Here is a 22,939-nt window from a genome sequence, read left to right on the forward strand (position 1 = left end):
AGGACCCGATGCGGAATCATCCTTCTGTCGACCGTTTTTTTGAATCTTTGAGAAACGTGGCATACGGCCCTGCCGTTCTTGCTTTTGTTCCGGCAATGAGCCTGGGTGCATTCTGGCTCGGCGGTGAACGCGCTTTGATCGCAGTGACACTGGGTTTGCCTTTGATACTTGCCGGCATTGGGGCAATTGCACCCAACCCGGCAAAGAGGAAACGACAACAGGGTGGTCTGCTGCCGAAAGACCGGTTCGGAACCGTTCTGACAGAGGTACTTTCGGATAGCCGCCGCAGGGGTGAAACTTCGGCCTGTTTCGCTGTTATCCTGGACGACTATGTGCAAATGCTTGATCTACATGGCCAGGCAGCAGCAAACCACGTAGCGCAGCAATTCTGCTCTCGTATCATGTCTATGATCCGCGCCAATGACTCCGCAACCCGGGTCGATGGAAACAAGATGCTGGTTGTTCTGCACCCTGCACAACAGCTTGATCTGGAAACCTGCATTCAGATGTCGGGACGAATGCAATCCGCAGTCGAAGACCCGATCATGTTGAACGGCACCGGAGTTTACTTGTCCTGCTCCATTGGTTTCTGCCTCAGCAGCAATGCCCCCGACGGTTCTGCGACAGACTGGTGCGACGCTGCAAACAACGCGCTGCAGGAGGCACAGCAAAACGGGCCCTCGACGATTCGTTCTTTTTCGTCCGAAACACGTCGCAGAGCTCAGGTCAGAACCAATCTGCGCAGGGAATTTGACGCTGCGTTGGAAAGTGGTGAAATTCGTCCATGGTTTCAACCTCAGATCTCGACAGATACCGGGCGCGTGTCCGGGTTTGAGGCGCTGGCCCGCTGGGAACATCCGACAAAGGGCGTGTTGGGTCCCAATGTCTTTCTACCCTTTGCTGAACAGGCCGAGTTGATGGGTAAACTGGGACAGGCGATGCGGCATCACGCCTTTTCCGCAATGCGCGACTGGGATCGCGCCGGTCTGATTGTGCCGCGCATCGGTATCAACTTCTCGTCGGACGAGTTGCGCGACCCGGGATTGATCGACCGCCTGAAATGGGAACTGGATCAATTCGATCTGACGCCGGGCAGATTGGCGGTCGAGGTGTTGGAGACCGTGTTTTCCAGACGGCCGGATGACATAATCACCCGCAATGTCACGGGCCTGGCCGCGATGGGGTGTTGCATTGATCTGGATGATTTTGGCACAGGGCATGCCTCGATCGCGTCAATCAAGCGGTTCAATGTGTCCCGGATAAAAATCGACCGCTCTTTTGTGACAAAGGCCGACCAGGACCCAAGCCAGCAGCAGCTGGCCAGCGCAATTCTGACCATGGCAGAACGGTTGAATCTGGAAACACTCGCAGAAGGTGTCGAGACGCCAGGGGAACATGCCTTGATGGCGCAATTGGGATGTGACCATGTTCAGGGGTTCGGTATCGGCAAGGCCATGCCTTTTGAAAAAACTAAGGACTGGATCACATCTCATCGCAACAAGATAGACGGAATGCCCAAAATCGGACGGCAAACGGGCTAAAGAACCGAAAACTGCGCCACAGAAGACCGATCCGTGACGAAATGACGAGCGATTCCGCTTGACCTTTGGGCCTGCACTCTGTTGAACCCTGCGGGTGTCTTTCACTGCTCAAGGTGGCTGTCCCAGATGGACGATCAGAACAAGAATCTCATCCTCGCAACCGCGCTCAGCTTTCTCGTGATCCTGGTCTGGTTCGTGCTGTTCCCTCCTCCGGAACCCACACCAACCACGGAGCAGGCTGAAATCGCCAGCATCGAAGGGAATGAGGTTCAGGCGCCCAGCGCCGCCGATACCGGCACCGTCGGCGAAGCTACTGCGACCGCCACCGAAGCCGAACCCGAAGCCGAGGCGCCCCGGGTCAGCATTGACACGCCCCGTCTGACTGGTAGCCTGTCGCTTGCCGGTGGCCGAATTGATGAGCTGTCGCTGAAAGACTACAAGGTTTCACTGGCCGAGGATTCTCCGATCGTCGAGCTTCTGTCCCCGGTTGGAAGTGAATCCGCATATTATGCCCTTTATGGCTGGGCCCCCGGCGCAGGCTTGTCGGCCACGGACGTTCCCGGCCCGAACACCCTTTGGACGCTTGAGCAGGGCGAAACTCTGGGTGTTGACGCACCGATTACTCTGGCCTGGGATAATGGGAACGGCCTCACCTTCCGCCGCACCATTGCCGTGGATGAAAACTACATGTTCTCTGTCACTCAGTCGGTCGAGAACGCCACAGACGCCGAGGTCGGCATGGCCCCATACGGTATCCTCGCACGCCACGGTATCGGCGAAGACGGTGACCTGCCGGGCCTGAAGAATTTCTTCATTCTTCATGAAGGCGTTATGGTCATGGCTGACGGCGTTCTGGATGAGATCGACTATGGCGATGTGCGCGATTTCGATATCGATCCCGATGAACGCGCGCAGGCAGAGGTCTATCAGGTTAAAGAAGGCGGCTGGGTCGGGTTCACTGATCACTACTGGATGACCACCCTGATCCCGGCCGAGGGCGCTGCTTTCAAGACCGCTGCCAAGTACGACTCACGTCGCAAGATTTACCAGACAGAAACAGTACTGCCGACCCTTACAGTCGCGCCCGGCGCCACGGAAGAGGTCACGACAAGGCTGTTCGCCGGTGCCAAGGAATGGGAAACCATCCGAGAGTATCAGGCAGAAGGTGTTCAGAAGTTCATCGACAGCATCGACTGGGGGTGGTTCTACTTCCTGACCAAGCCGATCTTCTGGCTGCTGCACAACATCAATGCCCTGATCGGAAACATGGGTTGGTCGATCATCGGCCTGACGCTGATCATCAAGGCAATCCTGTTCCCGCTGGCCTTCAAGTCCTACGTCTCGATGGCGAAGATGAAGGAATTGCAGCCGCAGATGGAAGCCCTGAAAGAGGCCGCAGGCGACGACCGTCAGAAGATGCAGCAGGGCATGATGGAGCTGTACAAAAAGGAAAAGGTAAACCCTGCCGCGGGTTGTTTGCCAATTCTGTTGCAGATTCCAATCTTCTTCTCGTTGTACAAGGTTATTTTCGTGACGATCGAACTGCGTCAGGCCCCATGGTTCGGCCCGTTCCAGGACCTGAGCGCGCCGGATCCGACATCGATCATGAATTTCTTCGGCTGGCTGCCTTGGGCCGGCCCGCAGCCTGACACCCTGATGGCGTTGGTCTTCATCGGTATTCTGCCGCTGCTGCTGGGTATCTCGATGTGGCTGCAGCAGAAGCTGAACCCGGCACCAACTGACCCAACGCAGGCAATGATCTTTGCCTGGATGCCTTGGGTCTTCATGTTCATGCTGGGTAGTTTCGCAAGTGGCCTGGTCGTATACTGGATTGCGAACAACACGATCACGTTCACGCAGCAATATCTGATCATGCGCAGCCAAGGCTACAAGCCGGATGTGTTCGCAAACATCAAGTCCGGTTTCAAGCGGACGCCAAATACGGACAACAAATGAGCGGAATGGTTTCAGGCCTTTGGCGCCACCCGATCAAAAGCCACGGGCGTGAAGCCCTGAGCCAAGTCACAGTCATCCCCGGGCAAACCATGCCCGGGGATCGCGTTTGGGCGGTCGCTCATGAGGCGGCCAAAACCGATGGTTCGAACTGGGCCCCCTGTTTCAATTTCAGCCGCTGTTCGAAAGCGCCGCAGCTGATGGCCATTTCGGCCGAATTGCTGGGCGACCGCGTCACATTGCGCCACCCGCAGCGACCGGAATTGACTTTTGAACCTGATACGGAGCAGGAAGTTTTTCTGGATTGGGTAAAGCCGCTTATGCCTGCGGATCGTGCTGCATCTGCCCGGATCGTTCGGGTTCCCGGGCGCGGCATGACCGACAGCGATTTCCCGTCGATCAGCCTGTGCAACATGGCATCGCACCGCGCAGTCGAACAGAAACTGGGCCAGACTCTGTCCATTGATCGGTGGCGCGGCAATATCTGGTTCGAAGGTCTGCCGTTGTGGGATGAGTTTGACTGGCTGGGCCGAGACGTTCGCATTGGCGAGGCCGTGCTTCGCGTACGCGAGCGGATCACGCGTTGTATGGCCACCACCGCCAATCCCGAAACCGGCGAGCGGGACGCGGACACACTGCGCGCTCTGAACAGCTGGGATCATCAGGATTTCGGCGTTTACGCCGAGGTCATCAAAGGCGGCGAAATCCGCGTCAACGATGAGGTGCAGGTGCTATGACCACACTACCCTTCTCTCTGGTCGAAGACCCTGATGAATTCGCCATGGAACAAGGCCGCAAACTGTTTGCAGGCCCTTCCGAGTTCGTCAAAGGCGTTGTCGCCATGAACGGTCTGCCTGCCCCTGACCGGTTGGAAGTCTGTTTTGCAGGGCGCTCGAACGTGGGCAAGTCCAGCCTGATCAATGCCTTGACCGGCACGAAGGGTCTGGCCCGCGCATCCAACACACCCGGTCGCACGCAAGAGATAAACTTTTTCACCCAAGGCCCGGAGCTCTATCTCGTGGACCTGCCGGGCTATGGTTATGCAAATGCGCCGGTGAAAGTGGTCGAGAAGTGGCAGAAGCTGCTGAAACAATATCTCAGCGGGCGCCAGACGCTGCGCCGTGCCTTTGTCCTGATTGACTCACGCCACGGTGTAAAACCGGTCGATGACGAAATCATGAAGCTGCTGGACACCAGCGCCGTGACGTTTCAATGCGTGCTGACCAAGGCAGACAAGGTCAAAGCCAACGAGCGCGAGAAGGTGCTGGAACAAACTCGGGCCGCGTTGTCCAAGCATCCCGCAGCCTTTCCGGAAATTGTGCTTACGTCTTCCGAGAAGGGCGATGGCATCGCGACCCTGCGGTCCATCATTGCGCATCTGGAATAGCTTCGCCCTTGGCAGCGTGGGGTAAAGGTCCTAACACGGTTTTCCAGAAGGACTTTAGCAATGAAGACACGAGATATGAACCGGGACTGGATCGCCACCGCAGCCACACTCAATAGCGCCCTGCCCTATCTGCAGCGCTATGATGGAGCCATTGTCGTCATCAAACTTGGCGGTCACGCCATGGGCAGCGACGAGGCGATGGAAAGCTTTGCCCGGGACGTGGTTTTGATGCGCCAGGTCGGTGTGAACCCGGTGGTCGTCCACGGCGGTGGTCCGATGATCAATGCAATGCTGGGCAAGCTGGACATTCAATCCGATTTCGTGAACGGCAAACGTGTGACCGACAAGGCCACGGTTGAAGTGGTCGAAATGGTTCTGTCCGGCCTCGTGAACAAACGCATCGTACAGGCGATCAATGATCAGGGGGGGTCGGCCGTGGGCCTGTCTGGCAAGGACGCGAGCCTGATGGTCTGCGATCAGACAGATGCGTCGCTGGGCTTTGTCGGAACTCCTGCCGAGATGAATCCGAAGATCCTGCATGATCTGTTTTCCCATGACGTAATCCCGGTCATTGCACCGCTTGGTGCGGGCCGCGACGGCGAGACATTCAACGTAAATGGTGACACGGCAGCCGGGGCGATTGCCTCAGCTCTCAAGGCAGACCGTCTGTTGCTGCTGACGGATGTTTCAGGTGTCAAGAACGCTGCGGGTGACGTTGTGACCGAACTGAAGGCCGGTCAGATAAGGGAAATGACCCGCGAAGGGACTATTGCAGGCGGTATGATACCAAAGACAGAAACCGCGCTGGACGCCCTACACAGCGGCGTGCGGGCGGTTGTCATATTGGACGGGCGTGCACCGAATGCCGTGCTGCTGGAGCTGTTCACGGAACATGGGGCCGGGTCACTGATACGTCCGGACTGACCCCCGCACGAGAGGAGGAGACATGACACATCTTGCACAGCCTTCCTCTGATCCTGACGTTATGCCTTATGAACAGGTTGAAAACGCCGCCCGTCATGCAGGGTTGATGGTCATGGGCGCGCTGCATCCTCGCCACGTTGCAGCCAAACAACTGGACTCCGGAACCCTGATCCTGTTGGGGGCCGGCGCAGACTTCTGGCCCGTACTGAAAGCCTCACCAGAATGGCACCGGCCCGACCCCGTAGACCGATGGTCGAAAAGGGTAGTCAGTCAGATGGCCGAGGCGCTCGGCGCCCAGGCGTATTTTCCGTTTGGCGGCCCCCCGTACACCCCATTTATCGACTGGGCGCTCAAATCAGGACGTACGTTCAGCAGCCCGGTCGGCGCACTGGTGCATGATACCGTTGGCATGATGATTTCCTATCGGGGCGCACTGCATTTTGCCGAAGAGTTCGCCATCCCAACCCCCTCCCGGGTATCTCCTTGCGAAACCTGCGCCGCGCCTTGCACGACGACCTGTCCGGTCAGCGCGCTGAACGCGCAGGACTTCTACAACATCGATGGCTGCCACGACCATCTAGACACTTCTGAAGGTCAGACCTGCATGTCTGGTGGGTGTCTGGCCCGCCTTGCGTGCCCCCTCAGTACAGGCGCAGGGCGCGACCCCGAACAATCGGCCCATCATATGAGAGCCTTTCATCCGTCATGACCCGAACTCTGATCCTGACACGTCATGCGAAGTCCAGCTGGGATAACCCGGGTCTTGGTGATCATGAACGCCCCCTTAACAAACGTGGACGAAAGTCTGCCCCGGCCATCGCTGCTTGGTTGCGTCAAAACGGCTGGCTCCCGGATGAAATCTTGTGCTCGACGTCAATCCGTACCCGTGAGACATGGGATCGGATGGGCTTGCAGGCCGATAAAATCTGTTTTCACAGCGCGCTCTACCACGCTGATTCAGAGGTCATGTTGCGAGAGCTTTCAGGCGCTACGGAACCGACTGTGTTGATGCTGGGCCACAATCCCGGGATTGCCGATGTCGCCGACCGTCTGGTGCGACAACCGCCTGATCACATACGCTTTTTCGATTATCCAACCTGTGCAACAACTGTTATGGCATTCGACGAAAACAGCTGGGCCGAAGTCAAATGGCGCACCGGGACAGTGCTGGGGTTCACCATCCCACGCGACTTGATCGAATAGAAAAAGGCGGGGCATTACCCCGCCTTCGCTCTTTCAGTCCTTGTGTGGATCAATGGCCCAGAATCTGGCTCAGGAAGAGTTTGGTCCGCTCGCTTTTCGGGTTGTTGAAGAACTCTTCGGGTTCGTTCTGCTCCACGATCTGACCGGCATCCATAAAGATCACGCGGTTGGCGACCTGGCGGGCAAAACCCATCTCGTGGGTTACACACAGCATGGTCATGCCTTCTTCGGCCAGTTCGATCATGGTGTCGAGCACCTCTTTGATCATCTCGGGGTCCAGCGCCGATGTCGGTTCATCGAACAACATGATACGCGGCATCATGCACAGGCTTCGGGCAATCGCCACACGCTGCTGCTGACCACCCGAAAGCTGACCGGGAAACTTGTCGGCCTGTTCGGGAATTTTCACCTTTTCCAGGAAGTGCATGGCGCGCTCTTCGGCCTCTTTCTTGGGCGTCTTGCGCACCCAGATCGGGGCCAGCGTACAGTTTTCCAGAATGGTCAGGTGCGGGAACAGGTTGAAGTGCTGGAACACCATGCCAACCTCGGACCGGATCTTGTCGATGTTCTTCAGATCATTCGACAGCTCGATTCCGTCCACCACAATGGTGCCTTGCTGGTGTTCCTCCAGCGCGTTCAGGCAGCGGATCAGGGTGGATTTGCCCGAGCCCGACGGGCCCGCGATCACGATCCGCTCGCCCTGATTGACGGTCAGATTGATGTCGCGAAGCACGTGGAAAGACCCGTACCACTTGTTCATTTGGTTGATGTCGATGGCGATTTCGTCGCTCACCTGCATCTTGGAGCGGTCGATTTCGCGGTCAATTGCAAGTTCAGACATGCGTTGAACTCCTTAACGATGATCGGTGGCAAGGCGACGCTCGAGCCACTGTGAATATTGAGAGATGCCGTAGCAGACGACGAAGAACAGAAGCGCAGCAAAGCCTAGAAGTTCCCAGTAAACGCCGTTCCATTCGGTCGACGCCAGGATGGGACCCCGGATCATGCCCACAAGATCGAACATCGAGATGACCGAAACCAGTGTCGTATCCTTGAACAGGCCCACGGCCACGTTCACGATCCCGGGGATCGAGATCTTCAGGGCCTGCGGCAGGATGATAAGCCGCATTGCCTGCGGGTAATCCAGCCCAAGGCTATCTGCCGCCTCGTACTGCCCCCGCGGAAGCGCTGCCAGACCGCCGCGGATCACCTCGGCTATATAGGCGGATGAGAACATGGTGATCATGATCACGACGCGCAGGAACAGGTCGACCGTGCTGTCAGGCGGGAAGAAATACGCCAGCATCACCGAAGCCACGAACAGCAGCGTGATCAAAGGCACGCCGCGGATGAATTCGATAAAGATGACGCAGACCCACTTGATCAGCGGCATGTTCGACTGTCGCCCCAGGGCCAGTGCGATCCCGAGTGGCACCGACAGCGAAACACAGGTCACGCCCAGCATCATGTTCAGCATGAAACCACCCAGATCACGGCTGGGAACGGCCGTCAGCCACGCATTATCTGATGCACCTTCCGGGATCAGGGCTCCACCGACTTTCCAGATGACCAGAGCGGTCACGATTGCTCCGAAGAACCCGGCAGCAAAGCTGTTGTTGCCCAGCTTCTGGAAAACGCCACCGGCAGCAACGCAGCCGACAAGTGCAACCAGAGGAACAAGGATCGTGCCACCCCAGATCAGCCAGAACGCCAGGAAGGGATAGACCGCAGTGAACAACAGCATCTTGCGGGGCAGGTCAAAGAACAGCACCGGGGCAATGGCCACCAGCATCAGCACAAAGGCCAGATTCGGGCGCCAAAAAGCATCGGTGGGGTACTTGAACCCATAGATCAGCTGAGGCCAGCGTTCCGTCAGAACCGCGAAACAGGCTCCGGTCTTATCCCCAAGAATCTCGCGGCACTCTGCCAGCGAGTTGGCATTCCACACTCCGTTCAGAATCCATGGCAGGGTATTCTTGAGAAGAATGTAGATCAGGATCAGTGACAGCACCGTCAGGATTGAGTTGGCGACCCCTGAAAACAGGTTCTCACGCAGCCATTTGATGACACCCGTCTCATTCGCCGGCGGCGGAGAGGGCGGGATTGTGCCTTCGGCCACGAAGGCGATCGGGTTTGTTGCTTGATCACTCATGGCTCAGCGCTCCTTCAGCTTGACGGAAGCGTTGTAGATGTTCATCCCCGTCGAAATCAGCAGTGAAGCTGTGAGATAGAACAACATCAGCAGCAGAACGCATTCGATCGCTCGACCGGTCTGGTTCAGGGTGATACCACCCAGTGTCGCGGTGATATCCGCATAGCCAACAGCAATCGCAAGAGACGAGTTCTTGGTTATGTTCAGATACTGTGAGATCAGCGGCGGGATGATAACCCGCAATGCCTGGGGCAGGATGACCAGTTTCATGATCCGTCCCTGACGCAGGCCCAGCGCGGCTGCGGCCTCGGTCTGACCTTTGCTGATCGCCTGAATACCCGCGCGCACGTTTTCCGCGATAAAGGCTCCGGTGTAGATCGACAGGGCGAACCACAACGCAATCAGCGGGCCGCCTGCATTCAGTCCACCGCTGAAGTTAAAGCGCTTCAGCTCGGGGACGTCCCAGGTCAGGCCCATGATGACCATCAACAGCACCAACGGCACCAGCCAGATTGCCAGTTTCGGCAACAGCGTCGCGGGACGCTCGCCGGTTTCTTCCTGTTTCTTCGTTGCGCGTTTTTCAACTTCGCCACTGACAAACCACGATCCGATCAGAACGGCGATGACCAGCAACCAGTTCAGGGCTGCCGATGCAAACACGCCACTGGCGAATTCAGGACGCGGGAAATAAATGCCCCGGTTGGTAAAGGCAAAAGAACCAAACAGCATCGATGACGTCGGGTTTTCCCCACGGAACTCGCTTGGCGGCGGCAGCACAGCCGTCATGATCGTGAAGATGATGATGATCCAGATCAGCACCGGTATGTTCCGGAAGATCTCGACATATACCGCCATCAGCTTCGATACGAGCCAGTTGTTCGACAGTCTCAGAACACCCGCGATCACACCAAAAATCGTTGCTGTAATACAAGCCAGAAAGGCGACAAGCAGTGTGTTCAGCAAACCTACGAGCGCTGCGCGTGCATGTGATGACTGACTGTCATATTCTACAAGACGCTGGTTGATGTCATACCCGGCGGAATCGCCGAGGAAAGAGTAGGAAATATTGAGCCCTGCGGCCCTGAGGTTCTGGATCAGGTTGTTGCCCAGATACCAGATCGAAAGCGCAATAACGATGGCCGCAATCACCTGAAATGTAAGAGAGCGATAGCGGGTATCGTTTATGAGCATAGACAACCGAAAATCTGCTTTCGGTGGGTCAGTCATAGTCGACATATTTTGGGATCCCCGTGGCTTGCGAGCTGTTAAATATCGGCGAGGTTTTCCCCGCTCTGCATCTGCCCGCAGCAATTTATTGTAGAAGAGGGCGCAGGTTGCCCTGCGCCCTCTTCCATTGATGTCTTAGCGGAACGGAGGCGAGTAAAGCAGACCACCTTCGGTCCACTGTGCGTTCAGGCCTCGCGCCAAACCGATCGGTGTTTCTTCACCGATGTTCTTGGCGAAGATTTCACCATAGTTACCACCAGCTTTGATCGCTTTGGCAGCCCAGTCGGCGTCCAGACCCAGCATTTCACCCAGAGTGCCTTCTGTACCCAGCAGGCGGTTGATTTCCGGGTTGTCGGTGCCGGCGCTCAGTTCGTCGATGTTTGCCGATGTCACGCCCAGCTCTTCAGCCGAAACCAGTGCGTTCAGAGTCCAGCGCACGACGTCGCCCCACTCGTGGTCGCCATGACGGACCAGCGGGCCCAGCGGCTCTTTCGAGATGATTTCGGGCAGCAGGATGTGCTCGTCCGGCGCTTCGAAGGTGGCGCGAGTTGCAGCCAGACCCGATGCGTCGGTGGTGTAGACGTCACATGCACCAGCCAGGTACTGCTGCTGCGCTTCGGCGTTAGTTTCGATCGGAACCGGCTCGTAGCTGATGTTGTTGGCACGGAAGAAATCGGCCAGGTTCAGCTCGGTGGTGGTACCGGTCTGGATGCAGACACGGGCACCGTCCAGTTCCTTGGCAGAGCTGACGCCCAGCGCTTTGGGAACCATGAAGCCCTGACCGTCATAATAGTTCACGCCGGTGAATTCGAACTTCAGGTCAACATCGCGGCTGAAGGTCCAGGTGGTGTTCCTTGCCAGCATGTCGATCTCGCCCGAGGCCAGAGCGGTAAAGCGTGTCTTACCAGTGGTCGGAACGAATTCAACGGCGTTGGCGTCGCCCAGAACGGCAGCAGCAACAGCGCGGCACAGCGATACGTCAAAGCCCTGCCATTCGCCATTTGCGTCGGGCGCAGCAAAACCAACCAGACCGGTGGTCACACCACAATTCAGCTTGCCGCGTGCTTTAACGTCGTCAACGGTCCCTGCCATGGCTGCGCCAGCAGCAAGACCGGCAATCGTTGCCGCGCCCAAGATTACGGATTTTTTCATTTTTACCTCTTCCTGATTTTCCGCCCCGTCCGAGACGGCTCTGCCCGGCAAGTGGATGCCGGATAGGTTACCCCAAAGGTGTCTCCCCTTTAGTGGCACTGAGTTTGGGCGTATTCATAAACAAACGTCAAGGGCCGGATCATCGAAAACGATGGATCAGGCCCCAAGCTGTTTACAGATTTGCTCAAAAATCAGGAATTAAGGATCAAACCGATAGGTCAAAGAAGCGTTTGGCATGCATGAAGGCCGCTTTCTTGGCCTCGGCAACCTCATGGGCTTCTTCGTCATGGCCCCATTGTTCAATCTGCCAGGTTTCATCCAACCTAGAAATGCGCCATATCTCGTCCGGTTTGCGCCAGTTCATGGCGACCGCAAAGCCAAGAATCAATGACCCCGACAAACTGACCAGATCGTGAAAAGCGGCCAGTTGGAACGCATCCAGCCCACGCACCCGAGACCGCAATGTCGCCAGGGCAGTTCCCGACTGCGGCTGATGCAGTACGCCGGCAACCGGAACCAGACGGGCGGACAGCGCGGTCTCGGCCCAATCCAGGGCGGGGTCCCATTCGGCGGTCTGGCGATCCTGCAACTCTTGCGGATGGGTTGCGCGATAACACAACAAATCAGAGTCGCCATAGTCGGCCAGCATGTCGGCAACCTCCCCGTGCTGGATGCGGACTTTGTCAATCGCTGCATTTGCAGAACGGGTGAACGGCATTTCTGCGGGATCAACCTCTTTTTCCTGGGCGTCCCATTCCGCTGCAACCACTTCGGCCATGGGACGGGTTGGCAGAATCAATCCTGCCTTGGCGGGTGTTTTGACACGGCGTCCATCAAGCTCAACTGTAAACCCGCCATCGGCCTCGACTACGGTGCTGTTTTTCCAAAAGCGCTTCGGTTTCCAGTCGCTCATGTTCTAGTCCCACATCCCGGCCAGCGCATTTGGCAACTGGTCAAAGGTTTCGATAATGCAAGAGGCAGCGGTCAAAGCCGATCGGTCATGATAGCCCCAGGTTACGCCGATGCCACGAACTCCGGCAGCCGCAGCCATATCCATGTCATAGCTCGTATCGCCGATCATCACTGCACAGGCCGGATCGACCCCGGTTTCCGCCAATGCGGTCTGCACCATGGACGGATGCGGCTTTGAAGGGTGGTGATCCGCGACTTGCCGGGTCACGAAATACGCTTCCAACCCGTGCGCTTCGATCAGCGCGTCCAACCCGCGCTGCGACTTGCCGGTTGCCACGCCAAGAAGCACGTCGGGCACGGCGTACAATGCTTCAATTGCCTCTCTTGCGCCGGGGTACAGCGGCGAACTTGCCGCGCCCAAGTCAAGCCGATGGGCGTGATAGGCCTCTTTGTATCCTTCGACCAGATCGTTCTGGACCGAAAGAGGCTGTTCCGGCACCAACCGCGCGATAGCGTGCGGCAGCGACAAGCCGACAATGGACAGGATCGCCTCACGCGTCGGAACCGGCACGGACACGGCCTGAAAGCTGGTGGTCATGGAGTGAACAATGCTGCCCTGACTGTCGACCAGGGTACCATCGACGTCGAACAGGACCAGCCGCAAGGGTGCGCTCATTGCAGCTCCTCAAACGGGTCGTCAGCCGCCAGATCCTCGCTCCACCCGAACGTATCCCAGCTGTGTTTCATATGCTCGGGCAGGGGCGCCGTCACCGTCACCGGTTTCCGCGTCATCGGATGCAGGAAGGACAGCCGCCTTGCGTGCAAATGCAGCTTTTTGCTGATGACCCCGCCCAATTGCGCACCCCATCCGTCGCCAAGGTTTTCCTGACCCGAACCGCCGTATTTTCCGTCGCCTATGATCGGATGCCCGATTGCGGCCATATGAGCCCGCAATTGGTGCGTACGTCCGGTGATCGGCTCCATCGCCACCCATGCAGCGCGGCTGGCAACCCGATAGAGGGTTGCGTAATGCGTATGCGCGCGTTTCGCGCCCGGAGTGCTGTCAATTTCGCTCATATGCACGGGGATCATCTTTTCACCCTCACCGTGCTTGCCATGACCCGGCGCTTTGACAAGGCCGGTTTTGATCTCACCCAGGTACGGTGTCGGAACACCGGCAACCAGCGCCCAGTAGATCTTGCGCGTATCACGATGACGGAAGGCGGCCGTCAGACCCTTGGCGGCCTCCCGCGTGCGGGCCAGCAGCAAAACACCTGACGTGTCCTTGTCCAATCTATGGACCAGCCGAGGGTTCTCGTCATAGCCGAACCGCAATGCTTCGGACAGGCTGTCAACATGTCGCGTCTGCCCGCTACCGCCTTGCACCGGCAAGCCATGCGGCTTGTTCAGGGCCAGAATGTGATCGTCACGATAGATCACGCAGGACTGGATCATCCTGGCATCCGCATCCGAGATACGATGCTTGACCTCAGCCGGTTTGTGATCGGCATCCGGAAGGGGCGGCACGCGAACCACCTGCCCTATCTCTAGTCGGGTCGAGGCCTTGGCGCGGCTTCCGTCAACACGCAATTCTCCCTTGCGGCACATTTTTTCAATGCGGCCCTGGCTGACATGCGGAAACAGGCGGCGCAGCCAACGGTCTACACGCTGGTCCCCATCCCCTTCAGCGACTGTAATCATCTGTACGCCACTCATGCCATTACCCCTTGTTCCGCGCGGGTGATCCGCCCGGATTGCGTGTTTACCCGTGTCCCAGAAATCATGGGCGTCTGTCGCGCGCAACGCGGCAAGAGTCAAGGTATCTGGCTGTGGTTCTCAGATGTTCGAGAAGTTACCGTGTCGCCCTGCTCCATCCCGAAACCGGCCAGCCCCAGCGGTACCTTCTCGGCGAATGGCGTCCAACCCGTTGGCCCATTCGATCTTCAGCGCGTCCCGAACCGGCATTCCATGTGTTTCAATGATTGATCGGCGGTCTGCCCGAACGGCCTCTTGTGGAAAACGGGCTATTTCATGGGCCATTTTTTCGGCTGCACTGCGTGCTGTGCCATGTGAGACGACCTTTTCCGCCAACCCAATCCTGCAACACTCTTCAGCTTCGACCTTGCGCCCGGTCAGAGCAATCTCCAACGCCTTGCCCTGCCCCACCAGACGCGGCAACCTGACCGAGCCACCATCCATCAGGGTAATCCCCCAACGTCGGCAAAAAACACCCAAGTAAGCCGTTTCCGCCATGACCCGGATATCGCACCACAAGGCAAGCTCCATTCCTCCGGCCACTGCCGCGCCCTCAATCGCGCCAATGATGGGCTTCGAAAGCTCCAGCCGCGAAGGCCCCATGGGCCCCAGCGTTGAAGGGGCCGACCCGATGGGGAAGCTGTGTTTGTCGAAATATGCTTCGCGTCGCTCGGGATCGGCCAGCGATGCGGCAAGTTTCAGATCCCACCCTGCACAGAAATTGCCACCTTTGCCCCAGAATACCGCAGCCTTGGCCGAACTGGCCTCAAAACTCAGAAATGCCTCAACCAGAGCCTCGGCATGTTCCGTATCAACAGCATTCCGCGCATCCGGCCTGTCGTGAATGACGGTCCAGACACTCTCGGATTTTTCGATTGAAACCGGCATACCAAGCCCTCCCCTGCAAGCGTTGACCCGAGGGAAGCGTCCAATTTCAATCCTGTCGCCTGTGACGCCGCGGAAGGTCCACAACTGACCCTGCGTAACTAGCTGTTCCGCTGCGTCCGCAACTTGGCAAAGTAATCGAGGCGCTTCTTCAACTCACGCTCAAACCCACGTTCGACCGGTTGATACAGAACCGGGCGTTTCATTGTCTCGGGGAAGTAGTCCTGACCGGAAAACCCGTCCTCGGCATCATGGTCATAGGCATAGCCTGCACCATATCCTTGATCCTTCATCAAAGAGGTCGGCGCGTTCAGGATATGCTTGGGCGGTGGCTCGCTGCCGGATTGCTTGGCCAATCGCATTGCCGCCTTGTAGCCGACATAGGTGCCGTTGGATTTTGGCGCCAGGGCTAGATAGACCAGCGCCTGAGCAAGCGCCAACTCTCCTTCCGGGGAACCCAGACGTTCGTAGGTTTCCCACGATTGCAAGCAAATGGCCTGCGCCTGTGGATCGGCCAAGCCTATATCCTCGACGGCCATGCGTGTGATCCTGCGTGCAAGATACCTTGGGTCCTCGCCCCCGGTCAGCATGCGCGCAAACCAATACAAAGCCGCATCCGGGTCAGAGCCGCGCACCGATTTGTGCAGGGCCGAGATCAGGTTGTAATGCTCATCACCAGACTTGTCGTACTTCGCAGCCCGCCGCATCAATCGCGTCGACAGCGCATCGGGGCCCAGCGGCGCATCCACCTTCCACGCTGAAACCTGTTCGATCAGGTTCAGCAAAGCCCGACCGTCGCCATCGGCCATCTCCTGCAACGCATCGCGTGCGGCAGGCGTCAATGGCAACGCACGGTTCAGCTCTTTTTCGGCCCGCTGGGTCAGACGCTCCAGATCGGCAAGGCTGAGCCGTTCCAGCACCAACACCTGCGACCGGCTGAGTACAGCGGCATTCAGTTCAAAGGACGGGTTCTCGGTCGTAGCGCCGACCAACAGGATGGTGCCGTCTTCCATATGGGGCAGAAACCCGTCTTGCTGTGCCTTGTTGAAGCGGTGGATCTCGTCCACGAACAACAACGTGCCCTGCCCGTTCTGGCGGCGGATTTTGGCGGACTCGAAGACTTTCTTCAGATCCGGCACACCAGTAAAGATCGCACTGATCTGAACGAAGTGCAGATCGGTTTCCTGTGCCAACAGCCGTGCAATCGTCGTCTTTCCAACTCCGGGTGGGCCCCAGAAGATCAGGCTGGATAAACTACCTGCCGCCAGCATAACACCCAGCGGGGCTTCGGGGCCCAGCACCTGTTCCTGCCCGATCACCTCGGCCAGGGATCGAGGCCGCAACCGGTCAGCCAGAGGCCGGTGTGGGGAAGCGGCGGGTTCTGCCGGCCCGGTATCGAACAGATCACTCACAGGTCACAACCGGAACCGCAAAGAAACGGACCGCCCCCCGCGCAGCAGACCAATCTGCACGCGACGGCCCGGGTCGGTCAGCGCGGTCTCAACGTCCCGAGGGCGCTGGATTTCTTCAGAATTGATGCTTTCAAGAATATCACCGGATCGCAAACCCGCCCTTGCGCCGTACGGACCGGGATCCACCACGACGACACCGGTCTGCGACAGCAACAAACCCATCTTGGTGATCATGACAGGATTGACCCGAGATACCACCAAGCCCGGAAGAACGGTTCTGTCATTCAACGTCGTTTCTTCGGCGGCCGGAACATCGGGGGCTTTGATAAGGGCCACCTCAACACCTTCACTTTGCGCGCCGCGCAAACGGGTCAGAACCGAGGTTCCACCAACCCCGGCGACCGACATCCGAAACTTCATCTCGGCGGGCGAGTTTACCTCATCCCCGTCCACATGCGTTACCACATCTCCCACTCTGAGCCCCGCGTCGCGCAGCGGGCTGAGTTCATGCAGGTCAGAGATCACAACGCCCAACGGTATGGCCAGACCAAGGGATTCCGCGATATCTGCGCTCATGTGTTGACCCGACATTCCCGCCCACGGGCTGACGAAACTGTCATTCCCCTGCTGCGCCTGCTTCAGGAATTGCGCCACCAGATTGGCAGGGATAGCAAAGCCGATGCCATTTGATCCACCCGATCGGGTCAGAATGGAAGTATTGATCCCGATAAGATGGCCATTCACATCGATCAGCGCCCCACCGGAGTTACCCGGGTTGATTGCAGCATCTGTCTGAATGAAATACCCGCGGCTATTCCCGGTTGCCGTGCCCGTGCGCGCCAGCCCCGAGATGATGCCAGATGACACCGTCTGCCCCACCCCGAATGGGTTTCCGATGGCCAGGGCCAGCTCTCCGACTTCGACCTGATCGGAATCGCGAAGGGTCAGGTAAGGCAGGTCTTCGGCCCCTTCCAGACGCAGGATCGCGATATCGCTTTCCTCGTGACCCAGCACAACCTCAGCCGAAAACTCGCGCCGGTCCGTCGTGACAACCCGGATCTCGGTCGCGGACCCGACCACGTGATAGTTGGAAACAACGTACCCATCGTCAGACAGAATAACCCCAGAACCCAGCGAGTTTTGAACTCTCTGACGGGGTTCTTCAAAACCCCGGCCAAAGAATTCCTGAAAGAACGGATCCGAAAAAAACGGGCTTGCCCGGTCCTGCCGGACGATCTTGGCATAGATGTTCACAACCGCTGGTGAGGCCTGTTTTACGACCGGTGCGAATCCCAGCGAAATCTCAGCCTGTGACTGCGGAACTGTCGTTTCGGCCATACCTTGTGTAGCGCAGGTCAAAGCAACAAGGGTCAGCATTGCGCGGATCATGGCGGCTCCGTTTTTTTGTGATTGGCCCAGATATGCTGACACGCAATCTGAATTGCAAGTCGGCGCTCCAGTATGTCCCGTAACCTGTCCCGGAAAGCCAGAACGAAAAAACCTCCGTCCGGTTTCCCGAACGGAGGTTCGAACCTGACCATGTGTCAGATCTTATTCTTCGGCAGCCTCTTCGGCGGCAACGCGTGCCTTGTCGGCCGCGCCTTTGGCGTCCAGATCGCGGTCAACGAATTCGATGATCGCCATCGGGGCCATGTCACCATAGCGGAAGCCAGCCTTCAAAATGCGGACATAACCGCCCTGACGCTCGGCGTAGCGAGGGCCCAGAACCTCGAACAGCTTGGCGACGTCCTTGTCTTCTTTCAGTTGCGATGCGGCCTGACGGCGGGCGTGCAGATCGCCGCGTTTGCCCAGAGTGACCAGCTTTTCGATGATCGGGCGCAGTTCTTTTGCCTTGGGCAGAGTTGTCTTGATCTGCTCATGTTCAATGAGCGAGCCAGCCATGTTCGCAAACAGAGCCTTGCGGTGCTCATGAGTACGGTTCAGGCGGCGGTAACCACGTGCGTGACGCATTTTCTAGTTCCTTCTTCAGCGTTTTGCTTTGTCTGGCCGGCGATGCGTGTCACCGGCTCTCCTTGGGGCGGATATGCCCATTTTGTCCCCGGAAACCCGGGCATTGGGGAAGACGCGCTTAGAACGCGTCTTCGAATTTTTTGGCAAGATCTTCGATGTTGTCGGGCGGCCAGTCCTCGACATCCATGCCAAGGTGCAGACCCATACCGGACAGCACTTCCTTGATCTCGTTCAGCGACTTGCGGCCGAAGTTCGGGGTGCGCAGCATCTCGGCTTCGGTCTTCTGGATCAGGTCGCCGATGTAAACGATGTTGTCGTTCTTCAGGCAGTTTGCCGAACGGACCGACAGTTCCAGCTCGTCCACCTTCTTCAGGAGCAGCGGGTTGAATTCCAGACCATCGTCTTCGTCCTGACGGCTTGCCGATTCCGGCTCGTCGAAGTTGACGAAGATCGACAGCTGATCCTGCAGGATACGAGCGGCAAAAGCCAGCGCGTCTTCCGGCGTGATCGAACCATCGGTTTCGATCTTCAGGGTCAGCTTGTCATAGTCCAGAACCTGACCTTCACGGGTCGGCTGAACATCATAGGCAACCTTCTTGACCGGCGAATAGATCGCGTCGATCGGGATCAGGCCGATAGGCGCATCCTCGGGTTTGTTCTTCTCAGCCGAGACATACCCTTTGCCGGTGTTGACGGTCAGTTCCATGAACAGGTCTGCGCCATCGTCCAGGTGGCAGATGACGTGATCGCGGTTCAGAACCTCGATGCCGGCGCTCTCGCTGATGTCGCCGGCGGTGACGACTGCGGGGCCTTTGGCATTGATCGACAGGCGCTTGGGGCCTTCGACCTCCATGCGCAAGGCAACCTGCTTGAGGTTCAGGATGATGTCGGTGACGTCTTCACGAACGCCTGCCACGCTCGAAAACTCGTGCAGGACGTTGTCGATCTGGACGCTGGTGATGGCCGCACCTTGCAGCGAGCTCATCAGGACGCGGCGCAGGGCGTTGCCTAGGGTCAGACCAAAGCCACGCTCCAGCGGTTCAGCAACCAGGGTGGCCTGACGTGCAGGATCATTACCCGGCTTGGCTTCCAGCTGGGTCGGCTTGATCAATTCTGCCCAATTCTTGTGGATCATGTAATCCCTCCATTCCTGTCCGCGCCCCATGACCAACAAGGTGCAGACGCCCGAGGTTCAAAATGACGTGCTGGGGCCGTGCGTACACACAGCCCCAGCTCAATTCCAAATCGCTTAGACGCGACGACGCTTCGGCGGGCGGCAACCGTTGTGAGCAATCGGTGTCACATCTCGGATCGATGTGATGTTGAAGCCCACTGCAGCCAACGCGCGCAGTGCCGATTCACGGCCCGAACCGGGCCCCTGAACTTCGACTTCGAGCGTTTTGACGCCGTGATCCTGCGCCTTCTTGCCTGCGTCTTCTGCAGCCATCTGAGCGGCGTAGGGTGTCGATTTACGCGACCCTTTGAAACCCATGGTCCCGGCCGACGACCAAGCAATGGCATTGCCTTGCACGTCCGAGATCAGGATCTTGGTATTGTTGAAGGTCGAATTCACATGGGCGACGCCCGATGCGATATTCTTGCGCTCTTTTTTCTTGGTACGAGTCTTTTCGCGTGCCATCAGTCAGACCCCCCTTATTTCTTCTTACCGGCAATGGCCTTTGCGGGGCCTTTGCGAGTACGAGCGTTGGTGTGAGTACGCTGACCGCGAACGGGCAGGTTACGACGATGGCGCAGACCGCGATAGCAGCCCAGATCCATCAGGCGCTTGACGTTCATCTGAACTTCGCGACGCAGGTCACCTTCGACGGTGAAGTTTGCATCGATATGTTCACGGATGGCCAGAACTTCGGAATCCGACAGTTCATTGACGCGACGGTGCGCTTCAATACCTACGGCTTCGCAGATCGCTTTGGCCGAGGTGTTTCCGATACCGGTGATATATGTGAGGGCGATAGGTACCCGCTTTGCAGTCGGGATGTTTACGCCGGCAATACGTGCCACGTGTCACTTTCCTTTTTGTTGCGGTTCCGTAACTCCGGAACCTTTTTTCACAACACCTGACCGTGGCAGTGACGCCAGAGGGTCCAGTATTATTCGAGGTGGTCGGGGCGCAAGCGACGAATCCCTCACGCGATCTTGATTCCCTTTAGGGATGGGGGTCGATATGGGCTTTTAAGCTTGGCGTCAAGTCCATATCAATCCGGCCAGCAAACCTTCTCTCTGACATACTGATCGAAGATGAAATGAATGCTGGTTTGGTCGTTACAAAAATCCATATGGGTATTCAGGCCACCTAGTACTCATCACGGCTAATCCACACAGTACAATGCCCCCAAGAAGGCCAACCAGAATTACGGCAGAAGCCTTGTTGTAGGCATTCTAGAACACCAAAAACCTGACGTTCAGCCCAAGATGGCTTCGATCGAAGCGGTGACTTCCTTGATATCCGCCAGCCCGTTCACCGGACGCAGATCACCCTTGGCGTAGTAATACCCAATCAGCGGCGACGTCTTCTTGTAATATTCCATCAAACGCGTGCGGAGGCTTTCCTCGTTGTCGTCGGCGCGACGCACGAAGTCGTTTTCCTTGCCGCAATTGGTGCACTTTCCATCAGCCGGGATCGGCTTGGTCTTGTCGTTGTAGACCTCACCACATCCGCCGCAGGTCGAGCGTGCGGTGATCCGATCCACCAGGGCGTCATCGTCTACGCGCATCTCGATCACAGTGTGCAGCGACTGGCCCAGCTTGGTCAGCAAAGCTGCCAATGCATCGGCTTGTGCCAATGTGCGCGGGAAACCGTCAAAGATGAAGCCAGCACCTTTTTCGGTGGTCAGTTTCTCTTCGATCAGACCGATGACGATCTCATCGGTGACAAGCTTGCCCGCGTCCATGATCGCTGCAACCTTCTTGCCCATCTCTGTGCCGCTGGTCCGCGCCTCGCGCAGCATGTCACCCGTGCTCAGTTGGATCATACCGCGGGTTTCAACCAGGTGACGCGCCTGCGTTCCCTTGCCTGCCCCCGGGGGGCCCAGAAGAATGATGTTCATCGACGAGCAGCTCCCTTTCTGCCGCGTTTCTTGCCTTTGCCACGCAGTTGGGACTTTTCGATAAGCCCTTCGTATTGATGCGCAAGCAGATGGCTCTGAACCTGCTGGATCGTGTCCATGGTCACAGAGACGATAATCAGAACCGAGGTGCCACCGAAATAGAACGGAATGGCGAACTGGCCGCGCAGGATCTCGGGCAGCAGGCAGACCGCCGCCAGATAGCCCGAACCCAGCACCAGAACGCGGTTAACCACATACTCAAGATACTCGGCGGTTTTCTTGCCGGGCCGGATACCGGGCACAAATCCGTTCTGCTTTTTCAGGTTGTCCGCCACATCGTCCGGTTTGAACGACACGTTGAACGTATAGAAATACGCAAAGAACACGATCATCGACGCAAAGAACAGCAGGTAAAGCGGCTGTCCGGGGCCGAAATTGGCCAGCAGCCAAGACATGATCGGTCCGTTCGCCGCACCTGACGAGAAGGTCGAGATCGTGACCGGCAGCAGAAGCAGCGAGCTGGCGAAGATCGCCGGAATGACACCCGCAGGGTTGACCTTGACCGGCAGGTGGCTTGAGCCGCCTTCGTAGATTTTCATACCGGCCTGACGGCGCGGATACTGAATGTGGATCTTGCGCAATGCACGTTCCATGAACACCACGAAGGTGATGACAGCGATCACCATGACGATCACGCCAACGATGACGGCAGGGCTGATTGCACCGCTGCGTCCGCTTGCAAAGAACTGCGCCAGAGCGGCCGGAACCTCGGCAATGATACCCACGAAGATAATAAGGGAGATGCCGTTGCCGATACCGCGTGCGGTGATTTGCTCACCCAGCCACATCAGGAACATGGTGCCGCCAACCAGCGTTATCATGGTCGACATCCGGAAATAGAGACCCGGATCGGTCGCCAGATCGCCCGATTCCAGCGAAACGGCTAAACCATAGGCCTGAACGGTGGCCAGCGCCACGGTGCCGAACCGGGTGTACTGGTTGATCTTCTTGCGCCCTTGCTCGCCCTCTTTCTTGAGTTGCTCGAGCGCGGGAACCATCGATGTCAGCAGCTGAACGATGATCGAGGCCGAGATATAGGGCATGATGCCGAGGGCAAAGATACCCATCCGCCCCAGCGCCCCGCCGGTGAACATCGAAATCATGCCGCCGATGCCCTGCCCCGCCTGCTCCATGAATTCGCGCAATGCTGCTCCGTCGATCCCCGGCACCGGAATGAAGGTGCCCAGACGATAGACGATCAGCAAACCCAGCGTGAACAGGATGCGGTTGCGCAGATCGGTGGCTTTGCCTAAAGCAGCCCAGCTTGTGTTGGCTGCCATTTGTTCTGCTGCTGATACCATAAATCGGTCTCTCTTATGCAAACGCCGCCCGGAACC

23 protein-coding genes are annotated in these 22,939 nt (G+C 57.7%); 7 read left to right on the forward strand and 16 right to left on the reverse strand.

The window, feature by feature from the left end; translation table 11 throughout:
* The first annotated feature begins 8 nt into the window (after positions 1-8).
* The 7 genes from D1823_RS11655 (at position 9) to D1823_RS11685 (ending at position 7,008) form a co-directional block, all read left to right on the forward strand.
* Positions 9-1,541, forward strand: coding sequence for a bifunctional diguanylate cyclase/phosphodiesterase (locus D1823_RS11655; protein WP_205511828.1), 1,533 nt, complete (start codon positions 9-11; stop codon positions 1,539-1,541).
* Positions 1,542-1,667: 126 nt separating this feature from the next.
* On the forward strand, positions 1,668-3,497 hold the full coding sequence (yidC, locus tag D1823_RS11660) for a membrane protein insertase YidC (protein ID WP_117870149.1): 1,830 nt from the start codon (positions 1,668-1,670) through the stop codon (positions 3,495-3,497).
* Positions 3,494-4,231, forward strand: a complete 738-nt coding sequence (locus tag D1823_RS11665; protein WP_117870151.1) for an MOSC domain-containing protein — start codon at positions 3,494-3,496, stop codon at positions 4,229-4,231. The genes yidC and D1823_RS11665 overlap by 4 nt, the downstream gene beginning before the upstream one ends.
* Positions 4,228-4,881: a ribosome biogenesis GTP-binding protein YihA/YsxC gene (yihA, locus tag D1823_RS11670; RefSeq protein WP_117870153.1), complete on the forward strand. Its 654-nt coding sequence runs from the start codon at positions 4,228-4,230 to the stop codon at positions 4,879-4,881. Before D1823_RS11665 ends, yihA begins: the two co-directional genes overlap by 4 nt.
* A gap of 60 nt (positions 4,882-4,941) precedes the next feature.
* Entirely contained in the window at positions 4,942-5,805 is an 864-nt protein-coding gene (gene argB / locus D1823_RS11675; RefSeq protein ID WP_117870155.1) for an acetylglutamate kinase, read from the forward strand.
* Between the two features lie 22 nt (positions 5,806-5,827).
* On the forward strand, positions 5,828-6,514 hold the full coding sequence (locus D1823_RS11680; protein WP_254683720.1) for a ferredoxin: 687 nt from the start codon (positions 5,828-5,830) through the stop codon (positions 6,512-6,514).
* Positions 6,511-7,008 carry a histidine phosphatase family protein gene (locus D1823_RS11685; protein ID WP_117870158.1) on the forward strand — a complete coding sequence of 166 codons (498 nt, stop codon included), beginning with the start codon at positions 6,511-6,513 and terminating at the stop codon, positions 7,006-7,008. Before D1823_RS11680 ends, D1823_RS11685 begins: the two co-directional genes overlap by 4 nt.
* Positions 7,009-7,057: 49 nt before the next feature.
* On the opposite strand, the gene D1823_RS11690 is transcribed toward D1823_RS11685, so the two are convergent.
* From D1823_RS11690 to secY, 16 genes are all read right to left on the reverse strand, one after another.
* On the reverse strand, positions 7,058-7,849 hold the full coding sequence (locus D1823_RS11690) for an amino acid ABC transporter ATP-binding protein (protein ID WP_117870160.1): 792 nt from the start codon (positions 7,847-7,849) through the stop codon (positions 7,058-7,060).
* A gap of 12 nt (positions 7,850-7,861) precedes the next feature.
* Entirely contained in the window at positions 7,862-9,160 is a 1,299-nt protein-coding gene (locus tag D1823_RS11695) for an amino acid ABC transporter permease (protein WP_117870162.1), read from the reverse strand.
* 3 nt (positions 9,161-9,163) lie between these two features.
* Entirely contained in the window at positions 9,164-10,396 is a 1,233-nt protein-coding gene (locus D1823_RS11700) for an amino acid ABC transporter permease (protein ID WP_117870164.1), read from the reverse strand.
* Between the two features lie 126 nt (positions 10,397-10,522).
* Positions 10,523-11,539, reverse strand: coding sequence for an amino acid ABC transporter substrate-binding protein (locus D1823_RS11705; RefSeq protein ID WP_117870166.1), 1,017 nt, complete (start codon positions 11,537-11,539; stop codon positions 10,523-10,525).
* A 205-nt stretch (positions 11,540-11,744) separates the two neighbouring features.
* Positions 11,745-12,452, reverse strand: coding sequence for an ATP12 family chaperone protein (locus tag D1823_RS11710; protein WP_117870168.1), 708 nt, complete (start codon positions 12,450-12,452; stop codon positions 11,745-11,747).
* A 3-nt stretch (positions 12,453-12,455) separates the two neighbouring features.
* Positions 12,456-13,127: an HAD-IA family hydrolase gene (locus D1823_RS11715; protein WP_117870169.1), complete on the reverse strand. Its 672-nt coding sequence runs from the start codon at positions 13,125-13,127 to the stop codon at positions 12,456-12,458.
* Positions 13,124-14,167 (reverse strand): RluA family pseudouridine synthase, encoded by a 1,044-nt coding sequence (locus tag D1823_RS11720; RefSeq protein ID WP_117870171.1) that lies wholly within the window; start codon positions 14,165-14,167, stop codon positions 13,124-13,126. Before D1823_RS11720 ends, D1823_RS11715 begins: the two co-directional genes overlap by 4 nt.
* Before the next feature lie 120 nt (positions 14,168-14,287).
* The gene (locus tag D1823_RS11725) at positions 14,288-15,094 is read right to left on the reverse strand and encodes a crotonase/enoyl-CoA hydratase family protein (RefSeq protein ID WP_117870173.1); all 807 of its coding nucleotides are present in this window, start codon (positions 15,092-15,094) and stop codon (positions 14,288-14,290) included.
* A gap of 98 nt (positions 15,095-15,192) precedes the next feature.
* Entirely contained in the window at positions 15,193-16,503 is a 1,311-nt protein-coding gene (locus D1823_RS11730) for a replication-associated recombination protein A (RefSeq protein ID WP_117870175.1), read from the reverse strand.
* Between the two features lie 3 nt (positions 16,504-16,506).
* Entirely contained in the window at positions 16,507-17,892 is a 1,386-nt protein-coding gene (locus D1823_RS11735) for a trypsin-like peptidase domain-containing protein (RefSeq protein WP_117872868.1), read from the reverse strand.
* Between the two features lie 162 nt (positions 17,893-18,054).
* Entirely contained in the window at positions 18,055-18,474 is a 420-nt protein-coding gene (rplQ, locus tag D1823_RS11740) for a 50S ribosomal protein L17 (RefSeq protein WP_117870177.1), read from the reverse strand.
* A gap of 118 nt (positions 18,475-18,592) precedes the next feature.
* On the reverse strand, positions 18,593-19,609 hold the full coding sequence (locus D1823_RS11745; protein ID WP_117870179.1) for a DNA-directed RNA polymerase subunit alpha: 1,017 nt from the start codon (positions 19,607-19,609) through the stop codon (positions 18,593-18,595).
* A 114-nt stretch (positions 19,610-19,723) separates the two neighbouring features.
* Positions 19,724-20,113, reverse strand: coding sequence for a 30S ribosomal protein S11 (gene rpsK, locus D1823_RS11750; protein WP_037311698.1), 390 nt, complete (start codon positions 20,111-20,113; stop codon positions 19,724-19,726).
* Between the two features lie 14 nt (positions 20,114-20,127).
* Positions 20,128-20,496, reverse strand: a complete 369-nt coding sequence (gene rpsM / locus D1823_RS11755) for a 30S ribosomal protein S13 (protein WP_117870181.1) — start codon at positions 20,494-20,496, stop codon at positions 20,128-20,130.
* Positions 20,497-20,897: 401 nt separating this feature from the next.
* Positions 20,898-21,542 carry an adenylate kinase gene (locus D1823_RS11760; protein ID WP_117870183.1) on the reverse strand — a complete coding sequence of 215 codons (645 nt, stop codon included), beginning with the start codon at positions 21,540-21,542 and terminating at the stop codon, positions 20,898-20,900.
* Positions 21,539-22,903, reverse strand: a complete 1,365-nt coding sequence (gene secY / locus D1823_RS11765) for a preprotein translocase subunit SecY (protein WP_117870185.1) — start codon at positions 22,901-22,903, stop codon at positions 21,539-21,541. Before secY ends, D1823_RS11760 begins: the two co-directional genes overlap by 4 nt.
* Between the last annotated feature and the right edge of the window lie 36 nt (positions 22,904-22,939).

The sequence above is a fragment of the Ruegeria sp. AD91A genome (assembly GCF_003443535.1).
GTDB lineage: Bacteria > Pseudomonadota > Alphaproteobacteria > Rhodobacterales > Rhodobacteraceae > Ruegeria.